We start from the raw sequence: 13,032 nt of genomic DNA on the forward strand, positions 1-13,032 counted from the left end.
GCAGTGCGCGTCGCGGCGCAGTGCCGGGCATCCGGCGCATGAACGATCATGCGCCCATGGCGTGTTGAGAGTGCGCGGCGGGGTGGGGGCGCACAAGGGGCGCAGAGAGAGCCTGTTCCTGACGGCGTACAAGGAGGGCAGCTTCCACTACCTGCTCGGCGTGTCCGACCGCGTCTGACGCGTGGGGACCGCGCCCGGTGCGGGCCGGGCCGCGGTCCGGCCCCGTCAGGAGCCGTCCGTCAGACGGCCGGCCAGCCAGTCGGCGGTGGCGGGCAGCCAGTCCGCGCGGGCGTTGCCGAGCAGATGGTCGCCGTGCGGGACGACCACGTATTCACCGCGGGGCGCGTCCACGGCCAACTGCTCGCCGGCCGTCACTCCGGGCGTGATGTCGTCACCGCCGTCGACGACGCGCAGGGGACAGGCGATACGCCCGGCCACCCCGCGCAGATCGATCCCGCGGACGAACTCCCGCGCCGCCGCCGCATCGCCGCACCGCTGGGTGAGCGTCTCCACGACGAAGAGCGGCAGCTCCTCCCATTCCAGCCGGTACGGGCAGCTGACTGCCGCGGCGGCCCGGACGCGCGGCTCGTGCGCGGCACCGACCGCGGCGTAGTAGCCGCCGAGACTGAGGCCGAGTACGCCGAGCCTTCCGCCGTCGACGTCGTCCCTGGCCGCCAGCGCGTCGGCCGCCTCGGTGACCACGTGCTGAAAGTCCGCCCGGGGAGCCTGCTTCGCCGCCAGGACGCCCTGGCCGGGCCCGTCCACCGCGAGGACCGCCACCCCGCGTCGTAGCAGAGCCTCGGCCACCTCGTGGAACTCCTCCTTCCCGGAGTTCAGTCCGGGTACCAGCAGGACGACCGGCGGCCGGCCGCCTCCCTCGTCGCGCGGCCGGCCGTCGTCCCCGTCGCGCGGCCGGCGCAGCCAGCCCGCGAAGCCCGATCCCTCCATCCGCACGGCCCGCGGATCGAGATGGGCGAGCGCGCGCCGCATCATGTCGTCGCAGGCGGCCGCGATCCGCGCGGCCGACTCCCGGTCGGGGTGCGGCAGCAGCACCGCGAAGTGGAACCAGCGGGCCGCCAGCCGGTACGCCTCACCGGCCGAGACCGTGTGTCCCCCGGCCTCGTACGCCTCGGCAGCGACCCGATGCGCCAGCCCCGTCGCGTGGAACGCGGCGGGCCACTCGTGGAGAGAGACGAGGGTCGCAGTGACCCGGTCGTACTCGTACGGATCGAGACCTGCGGCCACGGCGCGCGAACGGTTGCCCGCGGTGAACTGGGCCGGTACATCGGGCAGATCGAGGAACGACGTCATGCACCCAGCAGACCGCCCCGCGGCCCGCCGGTCCAACAACCTCCGGCCCAAGGTGACAACCAATGGTTGTCACCTATGGTGAGACGCATGGATCTGGACCTGGCGCAGGTTCGCGCCTTCACCGCGGTCGCGGACCGGCTCCACTTCGGCAGCGCAGCCGCCTCGCTCGGGATCAGCCAGCAGGCACTGTCCAAACGCGTAGCGGGTCTCGAGTCCGCCCTCGGGGCACGGCTGCTGGACCGCGGCAAGGGCGTGCGGGGCGTGCGGCTCACCGGGGCGGGTGAACGGTTCCTCGCCCCCGCCCGCCGTGCACTCGCCGCGGGTGACGACGCCGTCAATGCCGTCCGCGGCGGTCGGCGACGCCTGCGGATCGATGTCTGGGGCCATCTGTTCGGGCCGCTGCGTACGCTGGCCGACGTACTTGCCGACCATCCGTGGATCGACGTCGAACCCGGCACCGGCCGGGACTTCTCCGCCGTGGCCGAGGCGGTGCGGCGCGGTGAGGTGAGCGCGGGCCTCGGCAGGCTGCCCACCTTCCGGCAGGGCACGGCACCGGTCGGCCGCCCGGTCAGACTCGAACCCGTCGACGCGGTCGTCAGCGCACGCCACCCGCTGGCCGATGCCCGGCAGCTACGCCCGGCGGATCTGCGCGACAGCGTGCTGCGTTGCCCGGCGGAGCCCGAACGTCTGGACTTCCTGTCCCATTTCGCCGCGCACTTCGGGATCATCCGCCGTGTCGGGGGGCCCAATCTGGGCCTGGACGCGTTTCTGACGGCGATCGGCGCGGACGCCGGTTCGTTCTCGCTATTCCCCGCGGACGCGGTGACGACCGCCGACGCCGGCCGCCGGGACATCCGCTTCGTCCCCCTGACGGCGCCGACCCCGCTGTACGCCTGGTCCCTGATCACCGCCGGCCCGCCCGAGACGTCCGAACTCGCCGAACTCGTCGCGGCGTTCGCGCGCACCGCAGCGCAGCGCAGGTGGCTGGACCACGATCCGGCAAGGGACTGGCTGCCGGGCGCGGACGGCCACGCCGTGGGCTGATCCGCCACACGGGCAGGGTGATCCAGTGCAGAAGGCCCGGCCGGATCCCGGCCGGGCCTCCTGTCGACACCTGGGTGTCAGGCCTTCTTGGTCTCCCAGAAGATCTTGTCGATCTGGGCGATGTAGTCCAGAGCCTTCTGGCCCGTCGCCGGGTCCGTCGAACCCTTGGCGGCCGACAGCGCCTTCAGCGTGTCGTTCACCAGCTGGTGCAGCTCCGGGTACTTCTCGAAGTGCGGCGGCTTGAAGTAGTCGCTCCAGAGCACCGAGATGTGGTGCTTGGCGAGCTCAGCGCGCTCCTCCTTGATGGTGGTGGCGCGGGCCCGGAAGTGCGGGTCCTCGTTGGCCTGGTACTTCTCCTGGACGGCCTTGACCGACTCCGCCTCGATGCGGGCCTGGGCCGGGTCGTAGACACCGCAAGGCAGGTCGCAGTGGGCGCTGACCTTCACCTTGGGGGCAAACAGGCGGGAGAGCATGGAGCTGTCCTTCCTCGTGATCGTCTTCTCAGGTGGGACATTACTCCGTGACAGTCGGGTTTTCGCGGGTGCCCCCGGGGGCTTAGGACAAAAGTCCGGGGTCACCATGGGACCGGTGGCGGAACATACGGTGGGAGCCGGAGGTGGCCGATGAGTGAGCAGGGGCGTCGGGCGGGAGCGCCGTTCGGGCTCGCCGAGGTGACCGGGCGTTCGATGTATCCGACGCTTCGGCACGGTGACCAACTGCTCGTGCACAACGGCGCCGACATGCGGCCGGGTGACGTGGCCGTGCTGCGCCATCCGCTGCAGCAGGATCTGCTCATCGTGAAGCGGCTGGTGGAACGGCGGGACGGCGGCTGGTGGGTGCTGGGGGACAACCCGGACGACGAGGTCGTGGACAGTCGGGCGTTCGGCCCGGTCCCCGACGACCTGGTGCTCGCGCGTGTGCGCGCCCGCTACCGGCCGATGCTGCCGGGGCGCAGGCGCACACCGTTCTACGTGGCGTCCTGGGTGCTCTCCGCGCTTCGGCCCGTGCTGGCCGACCGGTCGGTCTCCAGGCGCTTGCGGGCGCGGTAGGCGGCGACGTTGGCCCGGGTGGCGCAGCGGTCGGAGCAGTAGCGGCGGGACCGGTTGGTCGAGGTGTCGAGATAGGCGTTGCGGCAGGGGGCGGCCTGGCACAGGCCGAGCCGGTCGACGCCGTACTCCGTCAGATGGAAGGCGAGGCCCATCGCGGCGATGGCCGCGTATCCCGCTGTCGCGTTCGAGGGGTGGTCGGCGAGGTGCATGTGCCACTTGGGGCGGCCGTCCTCGTCGCGGAAGTCGTGCCCGGAGATCTGGGGGCTGACGGGGAACTCCAGCAGCAGTGAGTTGAGCAGGTCGACCGCCTGGGTCTCGTCGCCGGCGTCCGCGGCGGTGAAGACCGCGCGCAGGCGCCCGCGTACGGAGCGGAAGCGGGTGACGTCCGAGTCGTTGGCACGGCGCGCGGCCTGGGACGACGCGCCGAAGAGCTCACGGACGGCCTCGACGGAGGTGAGCGCGTCCTTGTTGCGGGCCGGCTCCTCGGTGTTGACCAGGCGCACGGCGTAGTCCGAGTAATAGGCCAGTTCCACTTGTAGTCCTTACCGCGACGGTCTAATGTCGGCGTAACAGCTGCTATTGCTTCGAGGGTATTACGGACGGGAGGGTTCCGGTGGTGGAGACGAGGACGGGGACGGACACGGGTACCGCAGCCGACTGGCAGGCCTGGCAGGAGAGCTGGGACCGTCAGCAGGAGTGGTACATGCCCGACCGCGAGGAGCGTTTCCGGGTGATGCTGGACATGGTCGAGGCCACGGTGGGTCCCGAACCGAGGGTGCTGGATCTCGCCTGCGGTACGGGAAGTATCACGGACCGGCTGCTCAAGCGGTTCCCGAAGGCCACGAGTACGGGGGTCGATCTCGATCCCGCGCTGTTGACCATCGCCCGCGGGTACTTCGCCGACGACGACCGGGTCACCTTCGTCACGGCCGACCTGAAGGACCCGGAGTGGACGGCGGCCCTGCCGCACCCCGCGTACGACGCGGTCCTGACGGCGACCGCGCTGCACTGGCTGCACAGTGAGCCGCTCGCGACCCTCTACGGGCAGCTCGGCGGGCTCGTCCGTGACGGCGGCGTGTTCATGAACGCCGACCACATGATCGACCGCACCACCCCCCGCATCAACGCCGCCGAGCGCGCCCACCGGCACGCCGGCATGGACCGCGCCCGCGCGGCGGGGGTGCTCGACTGGGCCGAGTGGTGGGACCTGGCCGCGAAGGACCCGGTTCTGGCCGAGCCGACCGCCGAACGGTTCCGCATCTACGGCGAGCACGCGGACGGCGACACCCCGTCCGCCGACTGGCACGCGCGCACGCTGCGCGAGGCGGGCTTCGGCGAGGCGCGGGCGGTGTGGGCCTCGCCGTCCGACGCGCTGGTGCTCGCGCTGAAGTAGCGGCGGCCGACAGCGGAAGGGGCGGTACGGATCCGAGATCCGTACCGCCCCTTCACGTACCTGCTGCTACAGCACCTTGGACAGGAACGCCTTCGTCCGCTCGTGCTGCGGGTTCCCCAGGACGTCGCGCGGGTGGCCCGACTCGACCACCACGCCGTCGTCCATGAACACCAGCGCGTCGCCTACCTCGCGGGCGAAGCCCATCTCGTGCGTGACGACGATCATCGTCATGCCGTCCTCGGCCAGGCCGCGCATGACGTCCAGGACGTCACCCACCAGCTCCGGGTCGAGGGCCGACGTCGGCTCGTCGAAGAGCATCAGCTTCGGCTCCATCGCCAGCGCACGGGCGATGGCGACACGCTGCTGCTGGCCTCCGGAGAGCTGGGACGGGTAGTTCTTGGCCTTGTCGGCCAGGCCCACCCGGTCCAGCAGCCGCTCGGCGCGCTCCCGCGCGACGGCCTTCGACTCGCCCTTGACCTGGATCGGCGCCTCCATGACGTTGGCCAGGGCCGTCATGTGCGGGAACAGGTTGAAGCGCTGGAAGACCATGCCGATGTCCCGGCGCTGGGACGCGACCTCGCTGTCCTTCAGCTCGTAGAGCTTGTCGCCCTTCTGCCGGTAGCCGACCAGGTGACCGTCGACGGACAGCCGTCCGGCATTGATCTGCTCCAGGTGGTTGATGCACCGCAGGAACGTCGACTTGCCCGACCCGGACGGGCCGACCAGGCAGAACACCTCACGCGGGGCGACCTCGAGGTCGATGCCCTTGAGAATGTGCGCCGCACCGTAGGACTTGTGGACGCCCTCGGCCTTCACCATGGCGGTCATGCCGAAACACCTCCCCGGGGGCTCGAGAGAGCCGTCATCTTCGTCTTGACCTTCTGCCAGGGCGTGGGCGGCAGCTGCCGCAGCGAACCGCGGGCGTAGTAGCGCTCGATGTAGTACTGGCCGACCGTGAACACGCTGGTCATGGCCAGGTACCAGATCGAGGCCACCAGCAGCGTCTCCATGATGGCGAAGGACGTGGAGCCGATGTTCTGCGCGGAACGCAGCAGCTCGGTGTACTGCACCACGGAGACCAGGGAGGAGGTCTTGAGCAGGTTGATGAACTCGTTCCCGGACGGCGGCACGATCACGCGCATCGCCTGCGGGAGAACGACGCGCCGCATGGTCTTGCCGTTGGACATGCCCAGCGCGTGCGACGCCTCGGTCTGGCCTTCGTCGACCGACTGGATGCCGCCCCGGACGATCTCGGCCATGTAGGCGCCCTCGTTCAGGCCGAGACCCAGCAGGGCGACCACGAACGGGGTCATCACGTCGACCATCTCGTCCTTGTAGAACCCGAGGTTCAGGACCGGGAAGATCAGCGCGAGGTTGAACCACAGCAGCAGCTGGACGTAGACCGGGGTGCCGCGGAAGAACCAGATGTACAGCCAGGCCACGGCGCCCGTCACCGGGTTCTTCGACAGTCGCATGACCGCGAAGACGATGCCGAGGACCAGGCCGATCAGCATCGACAGGACGCTGATCACCACGGTGTTGAGCGTGCCGCGGAGGATCCGGTCGTCGAAGACCAGGTTGCCGACGACCTGCCAGTTGACGTCGCCCTGGGAGAACGAGTAGATCAGCGTGGCCAGCAGGACCACGACCACGACACCGCTGACCCAGCGGCCGTAGTGGCGGACCGGGATGGCCTTGATCTGCTCGGGGTGAGCGACCGTCTTGACGACCGCCGGATCGGGTGTTCCGTCGGCGGGTGGCTTGTCGAACTTGTCAGTCACAGTGACTGCCCTTCACTGAACGCTTGAGGCGGGAACGCCGCTTACTTGCCGGCGTTGATGGTCGCCTCGGTCACCGCGCTGTCCGTGACGTCCCACTTCTCCAGGACCTTCTCGTACTCGCCGTTCTCGATGATCGCGTCCAGCGCGCCCTTGAGAGCGTCGCGCAGCTCGGTGTTGTCCTTGTCGACGGCGATGCCGAACGGGCCCGCGTCGGTCTGGTCGCCGACGACCTCGAAGTCGTTGCCGCCGCCCGCGGTCTTCGCGATGTGCGCGGCGACCGGGTAGTCGTTGAGGTCGGCCACGGCGCCGCCGGACTTCACTCGGGTCTGGGCCTCGGCGTCGGTGTCGAACGCCTCGATCGTCAGCGTGCCCTTGCCGTCCTTCTGACACTTGGCGGCCTGGGCCTTGAAGGTGTCGTGGTACGTCGTGCCGCGCTGGACGGCCACCTTCTTGCCGCAGAGGTCGTCGAGCGACTTGATGCCCTCGGGGTTGCCCTTCTTCACGAGGAGCGAGACGCCGGAGTTGAAGTAGTCGACGAAGTCGACGCCGTCACCGGTCTTCTTGCCCTTGTCGTCCAGACCCTCCTGGCGGGCCTTCGTGTCGCTCATGGCAGACATGACAATGTCCTGCCGGCCGGTGTTGAGCGAGGAGATGAGGCCGTCGAACGTGCCGCTGGTGAACTCGAACTTGACGCCGAGCTCCTTGCCGAGGGCCGCGGCGATGTCGGGGTCGATACCGACGATCTTGCCACCCTCCTCGAACTCCATCGGGGCGTAGGCGGCGTCCGTGCCGACCTTGATCACGCCGGCGTCCTGGTACTTCTTCGGCAGCGTGTCGAACAGCGGGGCGGAGGTCGACTTCGTGCCCTCGGTCTCCGTCGAGCCCGAGCCTGTCTGGTCACCACAGGCGGTGAGCAGCAGCGATCCGGCGACCGCGATGGCGCCGACCGCGGCGATCCGGGACCTGGCGGCAGTCGTGCGACGGGTGGTGCTTGCGGTCATGATCGGGGTCCTCCGGCGTGTGTAGAGGGGTTTACCAAGGTCTGTGCACTCATCTTCGAGTGTCGCGACCTTGTGTGTTTTCGGCATCTTGCCATTCGGACTCGCCCATTCAGGGGGCCGCGCATGTCAAAATCGGGTAACGGGACACCCCCGATCACCAGCGGGCCGGTACATCAAGGCCGGACCATTCGCTGGAACGCCTTCTTCCGGCCGGAAAATCTCCTGCCGTCTCGCGGTCTGGGCCGGTTCGCGGCACCTGGCGTGGTTGTCCTGGTTTTCGGATATGAACCGCGTCACCGCGCCGATACCGACTCGTCTGCGGTGTGGTCCGTCGGGTAAGAAGGATCCTTACACCCCTCATCCGGGGCTCAGGGCGCGTGTGCGGCGCGCCCGCGCGTGCGTATCACCCCTGCCGGGGCGGGCCAACCGGCCGGTGCAGGGAACGGACGCGGTGCCCGCCCACCCCTCCTCAACCAGGAGTGGCCACCCTCAACTGATGAAGACTTAAGGGGTCAATCACATGGCAGCGGAGATCGTCAATCCTCGCAGCGACAACGCCACCACGGAGAGTGCCGACGAGCCCTTCGATCCGGCCTTCGCGCTGCACCGCGGCGGCAAGATGGCCGTGCAGGCCACCGTGCCCGTCCGGGACAAGGACGACCTGTCACTCGCGTACACACCCGGCGTCGCCAAGGTGTGCACCGCTATCGCCGAGCGGCCCGAGCTCGTTCACGACTACACCTGGAAGTCGCAGGTCGTCGCCGTCGTGACCGACGGGACCGCGGTGCTCGGCCTCGGCGACATCGGACCGGAGGCATCCCTCCCGGTCATGGAGGGGAAAGCGATCCTCTTCAAGCAGTTCGGCGGCGTGGACGCGGTCCCGATCGCGCTCGCCACCACCGACGCCGACGAGATCGTCGAGACCGTCGTGCGTCTCGCTCCCTCCTTCGGCGGCGTGAACCTCGAGGACATCTCGGCACCGCGGTGCTTCGAGATCGAGCGCAAGCTCCAGGAGCGCCTCGACATCCCCGTCTTCCACGACGACCAGCACGGCACCGCGGTGGTCACCCTCGCGGCCCTGCGCAACGCCGCGAAGCTGACCGGCCGCGGGCTCGACGAGCTGCGCGCCGTCATCTCCGGCGCGGGCGCGGCCGGTGTGGCGATCGCGAAGTTCCTGCTGGAGGCCGGTCTCGGCGACGTGGCGGTCGCCGACCGCAAGGGCATCGTCAGCCGTGACCGCGAGGACCTGACCCCGGTCAAGCGGGAGCTCGCGGAGATCACCAACCGGGCGGGACTGTCCGGCTCGCTGGAGACCGCGCTGGCCGGTGCGGACGTCTTCATCGGCGTCTCCGGCGGCACGGTGCCGGAGGAGGCCGTCGCGTCGATGGCGCCGGGCGCGTTCGTCTTCGCCATGGCCAACCCGAACCCGGAGGTCCACCCGGACGTCGCGCACAAGTACGCGGCGGTCGTGGCGACGGGCCGCTCCGACTACCCGAACCAGATCAACAACGTCCTGGCCTTCCCCGGCATCTTCGCAGGCGCTCTGCAGGTGCGGGCCTCCCGCATCACGGAGGGCATGAAGATCGCTGCGGCGAACGCGCTGGCGGACGTGGTCGGTGACGCGCTGTCGGCCGACTACGTGATCCCGTCGCCGTTCGACGAGCGGGTGGCCCCGGCGGTCACCGCGGCTGTGGCCGCGGCGGCGCGTGCGGAGGGTGTTGCGCGACGCTGACGTCGCGCCGCGCCTGCTTCTCTTGACGGGCCGGTCGCACCCCGTGCGGGGGTGCGGGCCGGCCCGTCGGCGTCTGTTGCGCCTTCCGGGTGGCTTTCCCTTCCCCGCCCTTTCCCGCGGCCGGACCGCGTCCCCCCGGTACCGCCCTCCGGTCCCGGCGGGGCTGGGTTCGCGGAGCGGGATCAGCCCGTCCGGGTTGCCCCACGGCCGCCATGCCGAAGGGGCGGCGAGGGGAACACCTCGCGAAGCGTGGTGCGGGGGCCGGGGCTTGCCCCGGGACAGGCCCGCCGCAGCCGCACCTGCCCCGTCACGCCGAAAAGCGGGCCGTGTCACACCGGTGCGTGGTTCCGCCACGCACCCGCCGGCCCTACTCTCAAGGTCATGTTCGCCGCCTACGCCGCCCGTATCGACCGCGACCAGCCGCTGAACGGTCTCGAACTGGGCGAACGCCCGGCTCCCGAGGCGCGTCCCGGCTGGACGACCGTGAATGTCAAGGCAGCATCGCTCAACCACCACGACCTGTGGTCGCTGCGTGGCGTCGGTCTCGCCGAGGACAAGCTGCCGATGATCCTCGGCTGCGACGCCGCCGGTGTCGACCAGGACGGGAACGAGGTGGTGCTCCACTCCGTCATCGGCCAGAGCGGCCACGGCGTCGGACCCGACGAGCCCCGCTCCATCCTCACCGAGCGCTATCAGGGCACCTTCGCCGAGCAGGTCACCGTCCCCTCCTGGAACGTCCTTCCCAAGCCGAAGGAGCTCACCTTCGAGCAGGCCGCCTGCCTGCCGACCGCATGGCTGACGGCGTACCGGATGCTGTTCACCAACGCCGGGGTGCGCCCGGGCGATTCGGTGCTCGTGCAGGGCGCGGGCGGAGGCGTCGCCACCGCCGCGATCGCGCTCGGCAAGGCGGCCGGGCTGCGCGTGTACGCCACCAGCCGCGACGAGGCCAAGCGCAAGCGGGCGATCGAGCTGGGCGCCGAGGAGGCGTACGAGCCGGGTGCGCGGCTGCCGCGCCGGGTGGACGCCGTCATCGAGACCGTCGGCGCTGCCACCTGGTCGCACTCGGTCAAGTCGCTGCGGCCCGGCGGCACGCTGGTGATCTCCGGCGCGACGAGCGGCGACCGGCCCTCGCACGCCGAGCTGACCCGGATCTTCTTCCTGGAACTGAAGGTCGTCGGCTCGACGATGGGGTCGAAGGACGAGCTGGAGGACCTGCTCTCGTTCTGCGCGGCCACGGGCTTGCGACCGGTGATCGACGAGGTGCTGCCGCTGGACCGGGCCCGTGAGGGCTTCGAGAAGATCGCCTCCGGCGATCTGTTCGGCAAGATCGTGCTGACCAATCCCTGACGCACTCTTGATGGAACGTCAGATCTGCTGATGGGATCTCCGGCACTGTCGAACGACTGTGCCGGAGGTTCTCCATGTACCGCCGCCTGCTCGCCGTCCTCGTCTGCGCCGCCCTGCTCTGTGCCGGGCCGGCCCATGCGGAGAACGACACCACCCCGGACATCCCCCGGCTGACCGACGACCGCGGGCGGGTCCTGACCCTGCGCGGCTGGAACATCGAGGACAAGACCCATCGCGGCGAGGACGCCCTGTCCGCCGTCACCGAACGGCACTTGTCGGACATGCGCGCCCAGGGCTTCAACTTCGCCCGGCTGCTGGTCTTCTGGGACGACCTGGAGCCCGAGCGCGGCCGCTACAGCACGGCGTACCTGCGCAAGATAGAACGGATCCTGGACTGGGCGCGCAAGCACCGCATCCATGTCCTGATCGATGCCCACCAGGACGTCTTCGGGCCCGCGTTCGGGCACCGCGGCATTCCGGAGTGGGCGACCCGGACCGACGGGCTGCCCTTCACACCGCACCCCGACGACTGGTTCGCCGAGTACTTCGAGCCGGCCGTACAGCGCGCGTTCACACACCTCTACGAGGACCCGGACCTGCGGCGCGCGCAGGCGCGGATGTGGCGGGTGCTGGCCGACCGTTTCGCGGAGCACCCGGCCGTCATCGGATACGACCTGATCAACGAGCCGATGGGGGAGATCGCGCCGGGCGAGGACCTGCCGGCGGCGGCCCGCCGCATCGAGGCGGAGCAACTCACGCCGATGTACCACCGGATCGCGGACGCGATCCGTTCCGTGGACCGGGACACCTGGCTCTTCGTCGAGCCGACGCCGATCGTCGGCGAGGGCGTGCCCACCGGACTCGGCAGGATCGAGGATCCGAAGGTCGTCTACGCCCCGCACTTCTACAACGCGGCGATGGAGGCGGGTGCCGACTACGACCCGGCGGCCGGCTGGATCGAGGCGTACGAATCCGCCGTGACCGCCTACCCCGCGCAGCACGGCGTGCCGGTGGTGGTGGGGGAGTGGGGCCCGCTCAACAACTCCCTGCCGAACATGGGCCGTTTCTACCGCGAGGCCCTGGCCTCCCTGAACCGCTACAGCTCCGGCTGGGCGGGCTATGTCTGGTGCTACGGAGGCGGGTACTGCGCCGTCGACGCGGAGGGCCGCTTCCGTACGAACAAGGAGCAGACCGCGGCGCCCTACGCGGCGGCCGTGGCGGGCCGCGTCCTGGCCGACGCGTACGACCCGCAGCGATCGGCATACCGCCTGGAGTACCGGGCGGAGTCGGGGACGACGGAGGTCTCCGTGCCGCCGCGGGCGGGCGGCTGGTGCGTCGAGGTGACCGGACGGGCCTGGACGAGGGCGCGCACGGTCCCGTCCGGCCGGGCGGAGACGGTGCGGGTGGACGCCCGTCCCGGAGCACACGTCACCGTGCGGGTCATTCCGGGTAGACCACGATGAAGTCCCCGGCCGGCCCCTCGCGGCGGTCGAGGGCGTCCCGCAGCCGGCGCAGGTGGCCGGTGGTGAGCTGGAGCGGCGGCTCGTCCGGCTGGTACGTCGTTCCGCGCGGATAGTCCTCGTCGGGCGTCCGGGTCATCTCGATGTGACAGCCGAGGACATGGGTGACCGGATGCGTCTCGCAGAAGGCGAGAAGCCGGTCGACGGTGGCCGAGAACGCGGCGACGTCCTGGACGTACAGCCTGCCGGGGTAGAGCGAGTCGCCGGTCAGCAGCACACCCGTATGCCGGTCGTGGACGACGACCGCGGCTTCCTGGTGACCCGGTCCGGGCAGCAGGTCGAGTACGCGCCCGCCGAGGTCCAGCTCCGTGGGCACCAGCGGCCACCGCTCGAACCCGAAGTACTCGGTCACCGCGTCGAGCGAAGGCCCGACGACCTCCGTGTGCGGGCGGTCCGCGAACTGCGCGTCACCCGCGATGTGGTCGCCGTGCCCGTGCGTGTGTGCCACCACCAGGCCGTAGCCGGTGCGCGGATGCCGCTCCAGCCAGGCGTCGATCAGCGCGTCGACGGTGGCGCGCAGCGGCAGATGGGCGGGGTCGGGGCTGGCGCCCGTGTCGAGCAGCAACGCCCGCTCGTTCCCGAACAGCAGGAAGAGGAAGGGGGCTTCGAAGTGCACGGACTTGTTCTGCCGCAGTATCAGGGTGTGTTCGGAATAGGGGTGCACCTGGATCTCGGATGCCGGATCGTGCTTGGGGGACGGCCAGCCGGCGTGCCAGGCGACGTCCAGACTGCCGGGGACGGGCGCACCCGCAGAGAAGTCGATCACCAGGTCACCGTAGCCCAGCGCGGGTAAGAGCGAGGCAGCCGTCGGCCGGCGACGGTTGCGCGCCACCGCGGTTGGGCACGAGGTCTGA

At 70.3% G+C, this 13,032-nt stretch carries 13 protein-coding genes; 6 read left to right on the forward strand and 7 right to left on the reverse strand.

What is annotated here, in order from left to right:
• Positions 1–225 precede the first annotated feature (225 nt).
• Complete coding sequence (locus AC067Z_RS22655) at positions 226–1,311, reverse strand: alpha/beta hydrolase (RefSeq protein ID WP_478791386.1); 1,086 nt, start codon at positions 1,309–1,311, stop codon at positions 226–228.
• An 87-nt stretch (positions 1,312–1,398) separates the two neighbouring features.
• On the opposite strand from AC067Z_RS22655, the gene AC067Z_RS22660 reads away from it, so the two are divergent.
• Positions 1,399–2,355: a LysR family transcriptional regulator gene (locus AC067Z_RS22660; protein ID WP_478791387.1), complete on the forward strand. Its 957-nt coding sequence runs from the start codon at positions 1,399–1,401 to the stop codon at positions 2,353–2,355.
• Between the two features lie 77 nt (positions 2,356–2,432).
• Here the strand turns inward: AC067Z_RS22660 and sodN are convergent, their stop codons facing one another.
• Positions 2,433–2,828: a superoxide dismutase, Ni gene (gene sodN / locus AC067Z_RS22665; RefSeq protein WP_478791388.1), complete on the reverse strand. Its 396-nt coding sequence runs from the start codon at positions 2,826–2,828 to the stop codon at positions 2,433–2,435.
• Positions 2,829–2,978: 150 nt separating this feature from the next.
• Between sodN and sodX the strand changes: the two genes are divergently transcribed.
• Positions 2,979–3,404, forward strand: coding sequence for a nickel-type superoxide dismutase maturation protease (gene sodX, locus AC067Z_RS22670; protein WP_478791389.1), 426 nt, complete (start codon positions 2,979–2,981; stop codon positions 3,402–3,404).
• Here the strand turns inward: sodX and AC067Z_RS22675 are convergent.
• Positions 3,323–3,937: a CGNR zinc finger domain-containing protein gene (locus AC067Z_RS22675; RefSeq protein WP_478791390.1), complete on the reverse strand. Its 615-nt coding sequence runs from the start codon at positions 3,935–3,937 to the stop codon at positions 3,323–3,325. The genes sodX and AC067Z_RS22675 overlap by 82 nt on opposite strands.
• An 80-nt stretch (positions 3,938–4,017) precedes the next feature.
• On the opposite strand from AC067Z_RS22675, the gene AC067Z_RS22680 reads away from it, so the two are divergent.
• Positions 4,018–4,797, forward strand: a complete 780-nt coding sequence (locus AC067Z_RS22680) for a class I SAM-dependent methyltransferase (protein WP_478791391.1) — start codon at positions 4,018–4,020, stop codon at positions 4,795–4,797.
• A 66-nt stretch (positions 4,798–4,863) separates the two neighbouring features.
• Here the strand turns inward: AC067Z_RS22680 and AC067Z_RS22685 are convergent, their stop codons facing one another.
• The 3 genes from AC067Z_RS22685 to AC067Z_RS22695 are packed head-to-tail and all read right to left on the reverse strand — an operon-like array spanning position 4,864 to position 7,579.
• Positions 4,864–5,616, reverse strand: a complete 753-nt coding sequence (locus AC067Z_RS22685; protein ID WP_478791459.1) for an amino acid ABC transporter ATP-binding protein — start codon at positions 5,614–5,616, stop codon at positions 4,864–4,866.
• 5 nt (positions 5,617–5,621) lie between these two features.
• A complete protein-coding gene (locus tag AC067Z_RS22690) occupies positions 5,622–6,578 on the reverse strand; it encodes an amino acid ABC transporter permease (protein ID WP_478791392.1) in 957 nt (318 codons plus the stop codon).
• A 41-nt stretch (positions 6,579–6,619) separates the two neighbouring features.
• Positions 6,620–7,579, reverse strand: coding sequence for an ABC transporter substrate-binding protein (locus AC067Z_RS22695; protein WP_478791393.1), 960 nt, complete (start codon positions 7,577–7,579; stop codon positions 6,620–6,622).
• Positions 7,580–8,099: 520 nt separating this feature from the next.
• Between AC067Z_RS22695 and AC067Z_RS22700 the strand changes: the two genes are divergently transcribed.
• From AC067Z_RS22700 to AC067Z_RS22710, 3 genes are all read left to right on the forward strand, one after another.
• Positions 8,100–9,311 carry an NAD(P)-dependent malic enzyme gene (locus tag AC067Z_RS22700; protein ID WP_478791394.1) on the forward strand — a complete coding sequence of 404 codons (1,212 nt, stop codon included), beginning with the start codon at positions 8,100–8,102 and terminating at the stop codon, positions 9,309–9,311.
• Between the two features lie 381 nt (positions 9,312–9,692).
• Positions 9,693–10,658: a zinc-binding dehydrogenase gene (locus AC067Z_RS22705; protein ID WP_478791395.1), complete on the forward strand. Its 966-nt coding sequence runs from the start codon at positions 9,693–9,695 to the stop codon at positions 10,656–10,658.
• A 74-nt stretch (positions 10,659–10,732) separates the two neighbouring features.
• Positions 10,733–12,121: a glycoside hydrolase family 5 protein gene (locus AC067Z_RS22710; RefSeq protein WP_478791396.1), complete on the forward strand. Its 1,389-nt coding sequence runs from the start codon at positions 10,733–10,735 to the stop codon at positions 12,119–12,121.
• Here AC067Z_RS22710 and AC067Z_RS22715 read toward each other — a convergent pair.
• Positions 12,099–12,944 (reverse strand): MBL fold metallo-hydrolase, encoded by an 846-nt coding sequence (locus tag AC067Z_RS22715; protein ID WP_478791397.1) that lies wholly within the window; start codon positions 12,942–12,944, stop codon positions 12,099–12,101. The genes AC067Z_RS22710 and AC067Z_RS22715 overlap by 23 nt on opposite strands.
• Positions 12,945–13,032: the final 88 nt, after the last annotated feature.

It is taken from the genome of Streptomyces sp. NPDC043812, from assembly GCF_056436245.1.